General features: G+C 70.4%; 15 protein-coding genes. 12 read left to right on the forward strand and 3 right to left on the reverse strand.

The annotated features are described in order from the left end of the window. The first annotated feature begins 192 nt into the window (after positions 1-192). From O9255_RS06200 to trmY, 5 genes are all read left to right on the forward strand, one after another. Entirely contained in the window at positions 193-1053 is an 861-nt protein-coding gene (locus tag O9255_RS06200; RefSeq protein WP_297865982.1) for a hypothetical protein, read from the forward strand. Beyond that, positions 1013-1573, forward strand: a complete 561-nt coding sequence (locus tag O9255_RS06205) for a pre-peptidase C-terminal domain-containing protein (protein ID WP_297865983.1) — start codon at positions 1013-1015, stop codon at positions 1571-1573. Before O9255_RS06200 ends, O9255_RS06205 begins: the two co-directional genes overlap by 41 nt. Beyond that, complete coding sequence (locus O9255_RS06210) at positions 1570-2211, forward strand: lysozyme inhibitor LprI family protein (RefSeq protein WP_297865984.1); 642 nt, start codon at positions 1570-1572, stop codon at positions 2209-2211. The genes O9255_RS06205 and O9255_RS06210 overlap by 4 nt, the downstream gene beginning before the upstream one ends. Beyond that, on the forward strand, positions 2189-3112 hold the full coding sequence (locus tag O9255_RS06215; RefSeq protein ID WP_297865985.1) for a hypothetical protein: 924 nt from the start codon (positions 2189-2191) through the stop codon (positions 3110-3112). The genes O9255_RS06210 and O9255_RS06215 overlap by 23 nt, the downstream gene beginning before the upstream one ends. Positions 3113-3279: 167 nt before the next feature. After that, positions 3280-3873 (forward strand): tRNA (pseudouridine(54)-N(1))-methyltransferase TrmY, encoded by a 594-nt coding sequence (gene trmY, locus O9255_RS06220; RefSeq protein ID WP_297865986.1) that lies wholly within the window; start codon positions 3280-3282, stop codon positions 3871-3873. Positions 3874-3934: 61 nt separating this feature from the next. Here the strand turns inward: trmY and O9255_RS06225 are convergent, their stop codons facing one another. Both O9255_RS06225 and hemN read right to left on the reverse strand, forming a co-directional pair. Continuing rightward, positions 3935-4621 carry a TorF family putative porin gene (locus O9255_RS06225; protein WP_297865987.1) on the reverse strand — a complete coding sequence of 229 codons (687 nt, stop codon included), beginning with the start codon at positions 4619-4621 and terminating at the stop codon, positions 3935-3937. Between the two features lie 139 nt (positions 4622-4760). Beyond that, the gene (hemN, locus tag O9255_RS06230; protein WP_297865988.1) at positions 4761-6134 is read right to left on the reverse strand and encodes an oxygen-independent coproporphyrinogen III oxidase; all 1374 of its coding nucleotides are present in this window, start codon (positions 6132-6134) and stop codon (positions 4761-4763) included. Positions 6135-6320: 186 nt separating this feature from the next. Between hemN and O9255_RS06235 the strand changes: the two genes are divergently transcribed. Both O9255_RS06235 and O9255_RS06240 read left to right on the forward strand, forming a co-directional pair. Further along, positions 6321-7067, forward strand: a complete 747-nt coding sequence (locus O9255_RS06235; protein ID WP_297865989.1) for an ABC transporter substrate-binding protein — start codon at positions 6321-6323, stop codon at positions 7065-7067. A 25-nt stretch (positions 7068-7092) separates the two neighbouring features. Continuing rightward, on the forward strand, positions 7093-7668 hold the full coding sequence (locus O9255_RS06240; RefSeq protein WP_297865990.1) for a DUF2062 domain-containing protein: 576 nt from the start codon (positions 7093-7095) through the stop codon (positions 7666-7668). Here O9255_RS06240 and O9255_RS06245 read toward each other — a convergent pair. Beyond that, the gene (locus O9255_RS06245) at positions 7574-9409 is read right to left on the reverse strand and encodes a M14 family metallopeptidase (protein WP_297865991.1); all 1836 of its coding nucleotides are present in this window, start codon (positions 9407-9409) and stop codon (positions 7574-7576) included. The genes O9255_RS06240 and O9255_RS06245 overlap by 95 nt on opposite strands. A 169-nt stretch (positions 9410-9578) precedes the next feature. On the opposite strand from O9255_RS06245, the gene O9255_RS06250 reads away from it, so the two are divergent. The 5 genes from O9255_RS06250 to O9255_RS06270 are packed head-to-tail and all read left to right on the forward strand — an operon-like array spanning position 9579 to position 13923. Further along, the gene (locus tag O9255_RS06250; RefSeq protein ID WP_297865992.1) at positions 9579-10289 is read left to right on the forward strand and encodes a thermostable hemolysin; all 711 of its coding nucleotides are present in this window, start codon (positions 9579-9581) and stop codon (positions 10287-10289) included. Then, positions 10231-11700: an AMP-binding protein gene (locus O9255_RS06255; RefSeq protein WP_297865993.1), complete on the forward strand. Its 1470-nt coding sequence runs from the start codon at positions 10231-10233 to the stop codon at positions 11698-11700. Before O9255_RS06250 ends, O9255_RS06255 begins: the two co-directional genes overlap by 59 nt. Then, entirely contained in the window at positions 11697-12398 is a 702-nt protein-coding gene (locus O9255_RS06260) for an iron-containing redox enzyme family protein (protein WP_297865994.1), read from the forward strand. Before O9255_RS06255 ends, O9255_RS06260 begins: the two co-directional genes overlap by 4 nt. After that, on the forward strand, positions 12395-13231 hold the full coding sequence (locus O9255_RS06265; protein WP_297865995.1) for an SDR family oxidoreductase: 837 nt from the start codon (positions 12395-12397) through the stop codon (positions 13229-13231). Before O9255_RS06260 ends, O9255_RS06265 begins: the two co-directional genes overlap by 4 nt. Continuing rightward, positions 13228-13923, forward strand: coding sequence for a hypothetical protein (locus O9255_RS06270; protein ID WP_297865996.1), 696 nt, complete (start codon positions 13228-13230; stop codon positions 13921-13923). The genes O9255_RS06265 and O9255_RS06270 overlap by 4 nt, the downstream gene beginning before the upstream one ends. Positions 13924-13929: the final 6 nt, after the last annotated feature.

The raw sequence follows: 13929 nt of genomic DNA on the forward strand, positions 1-13929 counted from the left end.
GGAACCTCCTTGGCCATGGCTCCGAACCGAGCCTGCCGCACCTTCAGCATAGCCCATGATTGAAGAGAGCTCCGCTCGCGAACTGAGTGCCTCGAAGCTGGCGCTCGGCTTTAGGAACGGGTCTCATAGCCGTCCCCCGCGCCGGATCGATGCCGGCCCGCCCCCCCACGCTGAAGGATGGACGCCCTCCCGATGAAGAAGACCCCCCTCGCCCTTGCCCTCCTTTTGTCGTCGCCCTGGGCGCTGGCCCAGAACGCCGCCGACGCCGCGGCCCTGCCTCTTGGCATGGGGGCCGGTGTGCGCGGCGAGATTACGACCGCCAACCGCATCAACTACAGCGATGGCAGCCGCAGCATCGTCTACGCCATCGACCTCGACGCCGGCCAGGCGGTGAGCTTCGAGGCCAGCGGTGCACTGTGCGCCCGGCTGTTCGTGATGCGCGACGGCGAAGCGGTGGCCGGCCCCACCCAGAGCCAATGCGGTGAAGCGCCCGAGGGTGTCCGGCTGACGATGATGGCGAGCGAGAAAGGGCGCTACGAGGTGGCGGTCAGCGGCAGCGGCCCCCGCGCCTTCGGCCCGTTCCGTCTCGACGCCAAGCCGCTGCAGGTCCATCGCGGCGAAGGCCCGCTGCGTCCCGGTGCCGACATCGCCGACCTGGTCGGCCGCGACGGCAAGAGCTACCGGCTCGAGATCCGCCAGGCCGGCTACTACCAGATCGAGATGCGTTCCAGCGAGTTCGATTCCGCGCTGGAACTGCAGGGGAATGGCGTTTCGATCAGCGACGACGACGGCGGTGGCGGCCTGAACGCGCGCCTGAGCGCGCCGCTGGAAGCCGGCACCTACAACCCTGCGCGTGAAATCGGTGGACGAGGCGACCGGCCTGTTCCAGCTGGCCGTGGGCACGGGAGAGCTGCCGGATGGCGTGCGTCTGCGCAACAGCGGCGCGCTGGCCCTCGACGGCAGCGTCGTGCACGGCGCCCTGACCGGCAGCCCGCGCGAGTACCAGCTGCGGGTGAGGCAGCCGGGGCGCGTCATCATCGAACTCGGCAGTGAGTCCTTCGACACCCAGCTGGAGCTGCGCGGCAACGACGTTTCGCTCAGCGACGACGACGGTGGCGGCAACGGCACCGACTCGCGGATCGCCGCCATGCTGCAGCCGGGGACGTACACCGTGGTCGCTCGCGCACTGAACGATGGTTCGAACGGCCTGTTCCGGTTGTCCGCCACCCAAACCGCCCTGCCCGCGGGCACCGAACTGCGCAGCGGCGGCACCCTGACGCTGGATGCGCCGGTCACCGGCATGAGCGCCGGCGAGGCCCACAGCTACCAGCTGGCCATCACCGAAGCGGGGACGCTGGTCGTCGACATGCGCAGCGAAGACTTCGACACGGTGCTGGAACTGCGTCGCGACGGAAGCGTGGTGGCCGAAGATGACGACGGTGGCGATGGCGGCGGCACGAATGCGCGCCTTTCGGTCGACGTGCAGCCGGGGACGTACACCGTGATGGCGAAGGCGTACGAGGGCGGCAGCGGCGGCCTCTACGAGCTGCGTGCGCGGATGGGTCTCGAATGACGCGTTGTTCGACTCCAGCAGTCCTGTTGCTGCCGTTGCTGCTCGCGCTGGCCCCCATCGCGGCGGCGTCGGTCCCTGCACTGGAAGGGGCGAGCACCGTCGCCTTCGAGCAAACGAGCGATCCCCATGTCGTCCAGCTCGGCGATGGGCGTGCGCTGACGGTGATCTATGCCGAGGGTGATTGGGAAAAGACCGGAGATTGGGCGGAGGGCCGCTCGCTGATCCTGGGTTTCGACCCGGAGCGTGGCACCGTGCTGGCCGATCCACGGAGTGGCCTCGTGCTGCCGGTGGTCGACGACCTCGGCGCGCAGCACCCGATCGATGTCGCCAACGACGCCTGCCAGCAGGACGACAGCAGCACCCTCGGGATCAGCGGCTGCCTTGCCGAAGCCGCGGCGCGCTGGGACCGCCAACTCAACCTCAACTACCAGCGCCTCCTCGGCCGCCTTGATGCCGAGAAGCAGGCGCCGGTGAAGGCGGCGCAGCGCGCGTGGCTGGCCTGGCGCGACGCGCAGTTCGCGGCGATTTCCGCGACCTACCAGCGCGAAGGGACGATGTGGGGCCTGGTCGCCGCGGAGCGTCGACTCGCTCTCGTCCGTGAGCAGGCGGTGCGGCTTGGCCAACTCGCCGCGGATTGATATGGGGACGATGATGCGCATGGCCTTGCTGGCCACCGCCGCGGCCTTGGGAGGAGCCGCGGCGCAGGACCGGGGCGGCAACGTGCTGGAGGAGCTGGCGACGGACGAAAGCAGCAGCCCCGCAGCGGCAGTCCGCCCCGACACCGAGGCCGAAACCACGAATGTCCCGCCCCGGTGCAGCGCCGACCGCGCATGGTGTTTGTCGATCGAGATCGACAGCGAGAGCGCGGTTCGCGAGGTGTTCCTGGGCGTGTACGACGGCAGGCAGACCATCGACGAGCGCGAGGTCTGGCGTCATGCCTTGGCCAATGAGGATTTCTACGGCGGGTTCCACGAAGGGCCCAGATTCACGCTGTGGCCGCGGATCGTTCGGCTCGGTGCCGGTGCGCTGGCCGTCGTTGCGCAAGGCGAAGCGCCGGACTCGGCTGTACTGATCGGCGTCGAGACGCGTACCAGCGCGGGCTACTCCGGCGGCGCCGCCAGTGCGACCGATCTGCAGTTGCTCCTTGCAACGCGGTCGGTGGAAGGCGTGAAGCTGCGCCGTGTCATGAACGTTCCTGCTGCCGGTTGGTCGATGATCCGTGCCTGCTTCAGCGAAGACGACATGGCGCAGCGTGCCGGGGCCTGTCATGACGAATACACCTTCGAGGGCACGCTGACACTGGATCCGCAAGGAGAGGGCATGCCGCGCTTCGGATACCAGACCAGGGCGACCTCTTTCCCGGGGCCGGTATCGCGCTCGGAGGATTCGCTGCAGAACCCCCCGCTCGAAGAGAGCGACCTCGTGACCGTGGTGGATGAGGCCTGCAGCTATCGACGGACCTTCGTCCACGATCCGGCCGCTGGGGCGTATCGGCCCGATTCGCCGCTTCCCGCATGCGAGGACTACACGGTGCCGTAGCTCCGCGGCTTGGCGTCGCCGGGTTGCTCCGTGACGCGAGGGCGTTGGTCGCCGACGCGCCTGAACGGCGCTTTCGCCGGTCCCTTCCCAGCCCCGGCCCGCCCTGCCGGACCCCCGGTCGGTCGCGATGCGACAATCCCGGCACCGAAGACGACCCCCGGAAGGCCATGCGTACGTTCGTCCTGCGCGCCCGTGCGGCACCCACCGACAGCGCCAGGCTGCTGGCCGGCGTGGGTGGCGAAGCGCACTCCGAGATCCTCGCGCACGTGCTGATGAACGCGATCTTCGTCGCGCAATCGCATCGCGATGATGTCGTGGTGTACCTCGTGCTCGAAAGCACATCGGACTACTCGCGCACCGTGCGCTTCGAGCCGCGTGCCATGCATGAGCTGGGCGGCTTCGACGAGCGCGCCTTGCTGGGCAAGGTGGCGAAGGCGCTGGACGCCTCGCGTGGCATGGGCAAGGAAGAGACGCGGCCGGTCGAGTCCGGCGTGACGGTGCAGACGATCAGCTTCGAGCGGCTGGTACAGCAGCTCGGTGCCGAACACACGCTCTTCGTCCTCGATCGCAAGGGCACGCCGATCGGCGACCAGGCCTTCGGCGACAATCCCTGCTTCCTGCTCACCGACCACATCCCCATGCCGAAGAAGACCTTCGGCAGCCTCGAGCGCCTCGGCGCGACGAAACTCTCGCTGGGCTCGCGGATGCTGTTCGCCTCGCAATGCGTGGTGCTGATCCACCACGCGCTCGACCAGCGCTGAGCCCCAAACGAAGAACCCCGCGGCAAGCCGCGGGGTTCCGGGTGCAGCAATGGCGCTGGGATCAGCCGCCGAAGCCGACCGTCAGCAGGAACTTGTCTTCCGACAGGTCGGCGCCGAAGTTGTCCTCACCCTCGCTGTCGGTGCCCACGTAGCTCAGCGCCACGGTGGCCGGGCCGAACGCGCGGCTCACGCCGACGCTGAAGTCGATGAAGTTCTCCAGCGGGCCCTGGTCGATCACGGTGACGCCGGCGCCCGCATTGAAGGTGTAGTGCTCGGCGAAATCCCAGCTGCCGCCGAGGTTGTAGTAGTAGCTGTCGACGTCGGCGTTGAAGTAGTCGTTGGTGTAGCCGAAGGTGAACGTGTAGTTCTCCGCGAAGCCCAGCTTGGAGATCAGCTCGTTGTAGGCGTAATCGGTGCCGTTCGGCTCGTTGAGGTAGTTGTAGCGGACGACCTGCACGTCGAGGCTGGTGGTGTCCGACAGGTCGCCGGCCCAGCCGACGAAGGTGTCGATCTCGACATCCGTGCTGCCATCGCCGAAATCGACGTTCGAGCCCCAGGCGCCGACGTACAGGCCGTTCTCGAAGCCGTAGCCGGCGCCGAGCTGCAGCGCGGGCTGGTCGTCGTTCTGGTCGATGCCGCGGTACAGGTAGTCGGACGCCAGGGTGGCGTTCCAGTTGAAGCCTTCAGCGGCAGCGGCGCCGGGGAGGGCGGCGAGGAGCAGGGCGGCAATCAGGGTCTTGCGGGTCATGGGAGGCGATTCCTTCTCTTGGGCTCGTCGAATAGGGCCGGGGCGGGGCCCGGCGGCATAGGGGCAAAAGTGGCTAAGCGTAAACGCTTTGCCATGAAGCCTTCACTTTCTAGAGCTTGGGCACGAATCCGTCGACCCGCTATCGGGCGGCTGCCCCCGGGAGGTAGCGGTCGAAGCAGGCGGCCACCACCCGGAGCAGCAGCCGGCCCCGGTCGGTGACCCGCACGCGGTGGTCGCGGCAGGCCACGAGCCCGTCCGCCTCCAGGGCCGCCAGACGGGGTCGGGCCTCCTCGAGGACCGCCAGGGTTTCCGCCCCGGTGCGGCGGCTGAGGGCGTCGAAATCCACCTCGCCCTGGCACATCAGGTCCTGGATCAGGGTGGCGCGGAGCTGGTCGTCGTCATCCAGCACCAGGCCGCGCCAGACCGGCAGCCGGCCGGCGTCGACGGCGGCCTCCCACAGGCCGAGTTCGCGCGGGTTCTGCGCGTAGGCGTCGGCGATGCGGGAGATGGCGCTGGCCCCGAAGCCGACGAGGTCGGTGTCGGCGTGGGTGGTGTAGCCCATGAAGTTGCGGTGCAGGCCGCCCTTGCGCTGCGCGACGGCGAGTTCGTCGAAGGGCAGGGCGAAGTGATCCATGCCGATGTAGACGTAGCCGGCGGCGGTCAGGCGCTCGATGGCGAGGCCGAGCAGGGCGATCTTCGCGGCCGGGCTGGGCAGGTCGGCGGCGTCGATGCGCTTCTGCGGCCGGAACATCTGCGGCAGGTGCGCGTAGCTGTAGACCGCGACGCGGTCGGGGCGCAATTCGATGACCTTGTCCAGCGTCGCCCGGAAGCCGTCGAGGGTCTGCTTCGGCAGGCCGTAGATGAGGTCGACGTTGATCGAGCGCATGCCGGCCGCGCGCGCGGCCTCGAGCACGTCGCGGGTGGCCTCGAAGGGCTGGACGCGGTTCACCGCGACTTGGACGTCGGGATCGAAATCCTGGATGCCGAAGCTGGCGCGGTTGAAGCCGATGTCGCGCAGCACCGCCATCGACGCGGGCGACGTGCTGCGCGGGTCGATCTCGATCGAGAGGTCGCTGTGCTGCTCGTCGGCGAAGCGGAAGACCTCGCGGAGGTGCGCGACCAGCCCGGTGAGCGTCGCATCGTCGAGGAAATTCGGGGTGCCGCCGCCGAAGTGAAGCTGCACCACCTCGCGGTCGTCGTCGAACAGCGGGGCGATGCGGTCGATCTCGCGGCGCAGGCGCTCCGCGTAGGCCGGCCCGCGGGCGGTATCGCGAGTGACGATCCGCGTGCAGCCGCAGTAGAAGCAGGGGCTCAGGCAGAAGGGGACGTGCACGTACAGCGACAGCGGCCGGGGGATCAGCGCGTCGTTGCTGCGGGCGATGGCGGCCCGCAGCGCCGACTCGCCGAAGGCGGCATCGAAATGCGGGGCCGTCGGGTACGAGGTGTAGCGCGGCCCCGGCGTGTCGTGCCGGGCCAGCAGGTCGGGGTCGAAGCGGGGGCGGCCAGTGGTCATGCCGGCACGGTAGGGGCGGCCCGCACCGCCGGCCTTGACCCCGATCAAGCGCCGGCCGGCAGGTCGCGACCGTGCGGGTTGGCACGGTTTCACGGAGCGACCATGGAAGGCGACCGTGCGCCGGCGCATGCTCGGGCCATGGCGACACGAGCCTCGGGGCGACGCGGGTGGTGGCGGATAGCGGGCTTGGCGGCCCTGTTGTCGGCTGCGGGCGCGCACGCGTCGACCGCCCTGCCCGAACAGCGTTTCGCCACGGCGGAGTTCCTGCCCTACATCGACCATTCGGCGCCGGAAGGGGGCTACTACCCGGCGCTGGTGACACGGGTGCTGGCGCACCATGGCGAGCGTGCCGTGTTCATCGACCGCCCTTGGGCCCGTGCCCATGAGGAAACGCGGGCGGGGCGCTTCGATGGGAGCTTTCCCTACCTGCGCAGCCCCGCGCGCGAGCGCGAGTTCCTGTTCTCCGACCCGCTGCTTGAGGTGCCCTCGCTGCTGTTCGTCCGCCGCGACACGCTCGCCGGGGGCGGCGATGTCGAGCGCAACCGGCGCATGCAGTCGGCGCGCCGCACCTGCTACCTGCGCGATTCACTGATGCCCACGCCCCTCGAGGCGCGTGTCGCGGCGGGCGATCTGGAGGTGGTGCGCGTCGACGACATGGCGCAGTGCTTCCGCATGCTCGAGGCCGGTCGCGTCGATGTCGTTGCCGCGGGAGCCTACAACGGCCACAGCACCCTGCGACGGCTGCACGGTGCCGGCGGACCGATCGCCGCCGTCGGCGGCGCCATCGATGTCTCGACCCTGCACCTCGTCTGGCCGCGCCGTGATCCCCGCGCCGAGGCGAGGCGTGTCGCCTTCAACGCCTCGCTCGCCGAGCTCAGGCGCTCCGGTGTCGTCGCCGACTTGCAGGCGCGGCTCCTCCTGCAAGCGGAGTGACACGGCGGCGCGGATAATCCGCCGCATGACGCCCCCCGACGAACTTCACCGGCACCACGCCCGATGGCTGCAGCGCCGACGGCGCCTGCGCCGCCTGCTGCGGCCGCTGCCACGCCGCGCCAACCTCGCGCGCTACCCGGTGCTGAAGTGGTTCGCCGTCCATGCGCGGCGGGCGGCGTTCCTCTGGTCGTTCAAGCGCGCCAACGTGATGCCCTCGCTGTACGTCGGCTCGGTGCTGGCCTTCCTGCCGGTGTACGGCCTGCAGATCCTGATTGGCCTCGGCCTTGCGCTGGGCCTGCGTGGCAACCTGACGGTGATGGCCGCACTGCAGATGATCACCAACCCGTTGACCATCGTCCCGATCTACGGATTCACCGCGTGGGTGGGCCTGGGCGCGATGGCGCTGGCCGGTGTTGGCGCCGGTTGGCCCGACGCCTTGCGCTACACCAACGCGCTGTTCGTCGGCGGCGTGATCGTCGGCTTGGCCTTCGCGCTGCTCGCCGACCTCACCTGGCGGCTGCTGGCCTGGGAGGCGCGGGTGTTCCGCCAGCGGCTCGACGCGCTGCGTCGGCATCGAGACGCAGCACGGGATAACGGCTGAACTCGGTGTCGAAGTAGGGCGTGCGCTGGTAGAAGAAGCGCAGCCGCTGGCGCGGGTCGGCGGCGAAGGCCGCGTCGGCCGCGAGCTTGGCCTCGAACTCGGCCTTCAGCGCGGGGTCCTTCGCCATCATCTCGCGGGCCATGGCCTCCATCACGCGCGGCTCCGCGTATTCCTTCTCTTCGAAGATCGCGTCGAAGAAGCCCCAGCGCAGGAAGCTGTCGGGCGAGGCCGGTTCGAGCAGCAGCGCGGCGAGACGCGCCTTCGGCTGGTCCATCGGCACCAGCCAACTGCCGGCGGGAACGGCCTGCTCGCCGGTCTCGAGGGTCTGTTCCAGCTCGGCGATCGCGTGGCGGCCTTCGAACGGACGCGGCGCCCACGCGACCTTGCCGAAACGGTAGCGGCCCGCTTCGACGGTGGTGGCCGCGTCGAGGCGCGTCATGGCGACGCCGTGCATGCGCAGCCGATCGACCACCGCGGTCCACTGCGGCGGCACGACGTAAGCCGCGGGCGCCGGGGCTTCGGCGGTGACGGTGACGGCCCTTTGCACGGGCACGCGGAGCGTTTCCGGCTTCGACGTGTCGTAACTCACCCACGTACCGCCCGAGACCTCGCTCTCGGTGCGCGAATCGGCGTAGCCGAGGAAGTCGATCGTCTCGGTGGTGTCGGCGAGGCCGAAGGCCAGCGGCACGGTCCGGCCGTCGGCGAAGCGTGCGGCGTCGGCCTGCGCATTCGCAGCCTGCAGGGCCTCGCCTTCCTTGCCGAGCATCCTCAGGATCTCGACCAGCAAGGCCTCGTTGACGGTAGCGCGGGTGCGGAAGTCCTTGAGCATGTGGGTCTCGACCAGCAGGCCGGGGCGATTCACGGCGGCGGCGTAGCCCACCGAGAAGCGCGGCCCCGAGGCCCCTTCGACGAGGCCGGCACGCAGGTTCGTGCTGTCCTTGAGGCTGACGTAGAACGCCACCGGCCAGCCCTGCGTGGCCAGCGCCGGCTTCACCACGCCGTCGAAGGCGCGCCGCTGCCAGTCGGCGAGCGGGGCCTCGATGTTCTGTGCCGCCTCATAGGCCCAGGTCATCGCGTACTGGTAGTCGGCGCCGTTCGTGTTGTGCATGTCGATCAGCAGGTCGGGGTTCCAGGCCTGCCACAGGCGCATCCACGCCTGCATCTCCGGCGCGTCGAGTTTGGTGTAGTCGCGGTTGAGGTTGAGGTTCTGCGCGGTGGCGCGCCAGCCCATCGCCTCGGGGCCGTTCTGGTTGATGCGGTTGAACGGGCCGAAACGCTCGTGCCCGTCGACATTGAAGATGGGCACGAGCACCAGCACGGCCTCGTCGACGAGGTCGGCATGCTTGCCGCTGACGGTGAGGTCGCGCACCAGGGCCATCAGCACGTCCTTGCCTTCGTTCTCGCCCGGATGGATGGCGGCCTGGATGAAGATCACCGGCTTGCCCGTGGCGTGCGCGGCCTCGGGCGTGGTGACGCCCTGCTTCGACACGATCACGGCGCGCATCGCGCGGTCCTGCGACGAGCGGCCGAATTCGAGCATCGCCACCTGCGGGCTGGCGGCGTCGAGGCGCTCGAAGTACGCCATCGTCTCGGCGTAGCGCGGCGTGCGCGTGTAGCCGCTGGTTTCCGCCGGCGTGGCCCAGCCGTCCGGCGCGGCAAAGGCCGCGGGCGAGACGGCGAGGCACAGGGCGAATGCGAGGGCGTTCGCGCGCGGACGGACGAGGCGGTTCGATGTGGGCATGCGGTTCTCCGTGAGCAGGCGTCCGATGCTAGCGGAGCCGTGCCGCATGCAGCGAGCATTCAGCCTCCGCGCGACGACATCGACGGTTTACGGCTTTCTTAGCCTGCAACTAACTCTTGCCTAACCTTGGCCTAAGACTGGCTTAAGTCGGCGCGGCAAGCATGGCGCCATGCCGATGACCGCCTTCCCCTTGCCCGCCCGCACCCACGCCGCACTCGATGCGGCCACTGATCCGGACTGGGTGCCGACCCTGCTCGGCCCCGACGACGACCGTCGGGTCGCCGAGGCCTTCGTCGCCCGCGTCTACCGCGAGCAGTTCGATGCGCACCTCGTGGAATTCATGCCCTGGATGCTGGTCTTCCACGACCGCCAGGGCGTGCTTCGCGCCGCCGTCGGTTTGCGTCCCGCGAAGGGCCACCCCTTGTTCGTCGAGCAGTACCTCGACCAGCCGGCGGAGCAGGCGGTGGCCGCGGCGCTGGGCCGCTGCATCGATCGCGATGCGATGGTCGAAGTGGGCGGCCTCGCCGCCTCGCGACCCGGTGATGCGCGCCGCCTGATCCTCTGCCTGACGCGCGGACTGCACCGGGCCGGCCTGCGCTGGGTGCTGTTCGCCGCCACGCGGCAACTGCGCAATGCCTTCGACCGCCTCGGTTTGGCCACCGTCGCCCTCGCGCCTGCGCTGGCCTCGCGCCTTCGTCCCGGCGCGACCGACTGGGGCCGCTACTACGACACGTCGCCGACGCTCGTCTCCGGCGACATCGCCGCAGGCATGGCCTTCCTCGAGGCCCGCGACGTCGCGGCGCCGATGCGCGGGTGGGCACGTGAGCGCCGTCCTGCAGTCTCTCGCCGATCGCGCCCCCAGCGACGTGTTGATGCATGACGGCGAGCAGGCGCTCACGGCCTCCACGTTGCTCGATGCGGTATCGCGCTGCCGCGACCAGCTCGAGACGCTGCCGCCGGGCGCGGTCGCCAGCCGCCTCGACAACGGCTTGGCCGCCGCCGTGCTCGATCTCGCCCTCGCGGCGAGCGCGCGCCCGCACATCGCCCTGCCGCCGTTCTTCACCGAAGCGCAGGCCGCGCATGCCGGGCAGTCGGCGGTGGCGATGGCCCTGCCTGCCGCGGCGGAATCGCCGCTGGACCGCTTGCAGTGGCGGACGCTCGAACCCTCGCCTCGCGCCTTGCCGGCCGGCACCGCGATCGTCACCTACACCTCCGGCAGCACCGGCGCACCGAAGGGCGTCTGCCTCGATCGCGCGTTGCCGGAGCGGGTCGCGGCCTCGCTGGTGCAGGCGATGGCCACGCTGGGCGTGCGCCGACACCTCAGCCTGCTGCCCCTGGGCGTGCTGCTGGAAACGGTCGGCGGGCTGTATGCGCCGCTGTTGGCGGGTGGCGAAGTGCACCTGCCTTCGCTCGCCACGGTCGGCCATCGCGGCAGCGCCGGCCTCGACATCCATGCCCTGTTGGCGACGCTGCATCGCCACGCCCCGGAGTCGATCATCCTCGTGCCGCAACTGCTGCAGGGGCTGGTGCAGGCGGCCGAAGCCGGTGCGGCCTTGCCGCGTTCGCTGCGCATGATCGCCGTCGGCGGCGCGCGCGTTCCGCTGAGCCTGCTGGGCCGCGCCGCAGCTCTCGGCCTGCCCGTGTACGAAGGCTATGGCTTGAGCGAGTGCGCGTCGGTAGTGGCCTTGAACCGCCCCGGTGCCCAGCGTGCCGGTAGCGTCGGCCGCCCCTTGCCGCATGCGCGGCTTCGCGTCGACGGCGAGGGCGAGGTGTGGGTCGATGGCCCCGCCTTCCTCGGCTACACCGGCGAGGCGTCGCGCGCTCCGGGTCCGTATGCCACGGGGGACCTTGGCGAGTTCGACAGCGAAGGCTTCCTGCATCTCCGCGGCCGCCGCAAGGCGATGTACATCACCGCCTGGGGTCGCAACGTCAGCCCCGAATGGCTGGAAAGCGAACTGGTGCAGCACCCGCTGATCGCACAGGCCTTCGTCTGGGGCGAGGGCCGCGTGCAAGGCGCCGCCGTTCTGGTGCCGCGCCGAGCCGACGTGTCCCCCGCCGCGCTCGAGCGCGCGGTGGCCGAAGTCAACGCTGGCCTGCCCGACTACGCGCGCGTCGCCGCCGTGCTGCTCGCGGACGAACCCTTCAACGTTGCCAACGGCCTGCTCACCGGCAACGGCCGGCCGCGGCGCGAGGCGCTGATGCAGCGCTACGGCGCCGCCATGGTCGCCGCGCCCGATCCGCATGCGCGCACCGTCCTTTCCCCTCCTGTCCACGAGAGCGTCCATCCATGAAGACCTTCAGTCCGCTGCCCGAGATCGGCGGCTTCCACGCCCGCCTGATCGCGCAGAGTGCCGAGGCGCGCGCGGCCTTCCAGGCGCTGCCGATCCTCGGCGAGGCGGTGCAGGGCCGCGTGTCCCGCGAGGACTACATCGCCTTCCTCATCCAGGCCTATCACCACGTCCGCCACACCACGCCGCTGCTGATGGCCTGCGGCAGCCGCCTGCCGGCCCGCCTGGAATGGTTGCGCGAGGCCATCGCCGAGTACATCGAGGAGGAGGTCGGCCACCAGGAATGGATCCTCGACGACCTCGAGACGCTGGGCGTGTCGCGCGCCGCCGTGCTCGAGGCCGGCCCCTCGCCCGCGACGGAGCTGATGGTCGCCTACGCCTACGACACCATCCATCGCGGCAACCCGGTCGGTTTCTTCGGCATGGTGCTGGTGCTCGAAGGCACCAGCGTCGCGCTGGCGACACGCGCGGCGGATGTCATCGAAACCACCCTCGGGCTTCCGAAGAAGGCGTTCCGCTACCTGCGCTCGCACGGCAGCCTCGACGTCGAGCACACCGGCTTCTACGAAGGCCTGATGGACCGCCTGCACGAACCGTCCGACCAGGCGGCCGTGGTGCACGCGGCACGGATGTTCTACGGCCTGTATGGCGCGGTGTTCCAGGGCCTGCGCAACGCGCAATCGCTGGCGGTGGCCGCATGAGCCCGCTCGCCGGTCGCGGCGTCCTGCTCACTGGGGCCAGCGGCGGCATCGGCCAGTGCCTGGCGCTGCGCCTCGCCGAGGTCGGCGCGACCGTGTACGCCGTCGGACGCCGTGCCGATGCGCTGCATGCGCTCGCGGCGCGTGCGCATCCGGGCGCCATCCGTCCTGTGGTGGCTGATCTGGCCACGGCGGACGGCATCGACGCGGTCCGCCGCGCGGTGGCCGCGGCGCCGATCCCGGTCTCCTTGGTCATCCTGGGGGCCGCGGATTCCCGTTTCGGCCTGTTCGAACACAGCAGCGTCGTCGATGTGCAAGCCCAGGTCGCCACGAATCTCGTCGCACCGATGCTGCTGGTGCGCGCGCTGCTGCCGTGCCTGATGCGCCTGCCAAGCGCCGGCATCGTCGGCATCGGCTCGACCTTCGGCAGCCTCGGCTACCCCGGCTTCGCCGCCTACAGCGCCAGCAAGTTCGGCCTGCGCGGTTTCCTCGAAGCGCTTGCGCGCGAGCACGCCGACACGCCGCTGCGCGTGCAGTACCTCTCGCCGCGGGCGACCCGCACGGCCCTGAACAGCCCGGCGGTCGAGGCCATGAATGCCGAGCTCGGCGTGGCCGTCGACGACGCCGATCTCGTCGCCGCCTCGCTGCTCGAGGCCATCGAATCCGGCACGCGCCGCCGCCAGCTCGGTTGGCCGGAGCGCCTGTTCGCGCGCCTCAACGGCGCCCTGCCGGAGCTCGTTGATCGCGCGCTCGCCAAACAGCTTCCCATCGTGCGGCGCTTCGCCCGCGCCGCCGCCCCCGTCGTTTCCGACACCGCCCTGGAGTCCCGCCCATGAATGCCTTCCGTCATCCCCTCGCCGTCGCCATCCTTGCTGGCCTTGTGCCCATGGCCGCGCTGCTCGCCGCGCCGTCGGCCCACGCGGCCGACACGCCGCCCGCGGCGGCCACGCTCGCTGCGCCGGCGGCCTCGCCGGTGGCGACGCTGCAGGCCCGCTGGGCGGAGATCAAATACGGCCAGCCCGCCAACGCCCAAGCGGCCGCTTTCGAAGCCCTCGCGAAGGAGGCCGACGCCGCCGTCGCTGCGCATCCACGCGATGCCGCCGTGCTGACCTGGCGCGGAATCATCGAAGCCTCGTGGGCCGGCGCGAAAGGCGGGCTCGGCGCCCTCTCGCTGGTGAAGAAGGCGAAGGCCGATTTCGAGGCCGCACTGGCCATCGACGACGCCGTCCTCGACGGTTCGGCGCACACCAGCCTCGGCAGCCTGTACTACCAGGTGCCCGGTTGGCCGGTCGGCTTCGGCGACGAGGACGCCGCGCGTGAGCATCTGGAAGCGGGCCTGCGCATGAACCCGGCGGGCATCGACAGCAACTACTTCTGGGCCGACTTCCTGCGCGACCAGGGCGACGATGCCGGCGCCATCGCGGCGTTCCGCAAGGCCCTCGCGGCGCCGCCGCGCCCCGGTCGTGAATCGGCCGACGCCGGCCGTCGCGGCGAGATCGAAGCCGCGCTGGCCGCGCTGGAGGGCTGACGCCTA

The organism is Silanimonas sp. (genome assembly GCF_027530345.1).
GTDB lineage: Bacteria > Pseudomonadota > Gammaproteobacteria > Xanthomonadales > Xanthomonadaceae > Silanimonas.

Bases quoted from the DNA above. Each gene is read 5' to 3' on its own strand.
- O9255_RS06200 (WP_297865982.1), top strand. From the start codon at position 193: ATGAAGAAGACCCCCCTCGCCCTTGCCCTCCTTTTGTCGTCGCCCTGG.
- O9255_RS06210 (WP_297865984.1), top strand. From the start codon at position 1,570: ATGACGCGTTGTTCGACTCCAGCAGTCCTGTTGCTGCCGTTGCTGCTC.
- trmY (WP_297865986.1), top strand. From the start codon at position 3,280: ATGCGTACGTTCGTCCTGCGCGCCCGTGCGGCACCCACCGACAGCGCC.
- O9255_RS06225 (WP_297865987.1), bottom strand. From the start codon at position 4,621: ATGACCCGCAAGACCCTGATTGCCGCCCTGCTCCTCGCCGCCCTCCCC.
- hemN (WP_297865988.1), bottom strand. From the start codon at position 6,134: ATGACCACTGGCCGCCCCCGCTTCGACCCCGACCTGCTGGCCCGGCAC.
- O9255_RS06240 (WP_297865990.1), top strand. From the start codon at position 7,093: ATGACGCCCCCCGACGAACTTCACCGGCACCACGCCCGATGGCTGCAG.
- O9255_RS06245 (WP_297865991.1), bottom strand. From the start codon at position 9,409: ATGCCCACATCGAACCGCCTCGTCCGTCCGCGCGCGAACGCCCTCGCA.
- O9255_RS06250 (WP_297865992.1), top strand. From the start codon at position 9,579: ATGCCGATGACCGCCTTCCCCTTGCCCGCCCGCACCCACGCCGCACTC.
- O9255_RS06260 (WP_297865994.1), top strand. From the start codon at position 11,697: ATGAAGACCTTCAGTCCGCTGCCCGAGATCGGCGGCTTCCACGCCCGC.
- O9255_RS06265 (WP_297865995.1), top strand. From the start codon at position 12,395: ATGAGCCCGCTCGCCGGTCGCGGCGTCCTGCTCACTGGGGCCAGCGGC.
- O9255_RS06270 (WP_297865996.1), top strand. From the start codon at position 13,228: ATGAATGCCTTCCGTCATCCCCTCGCCGTCGCCATCCTTGCTGGCCTT.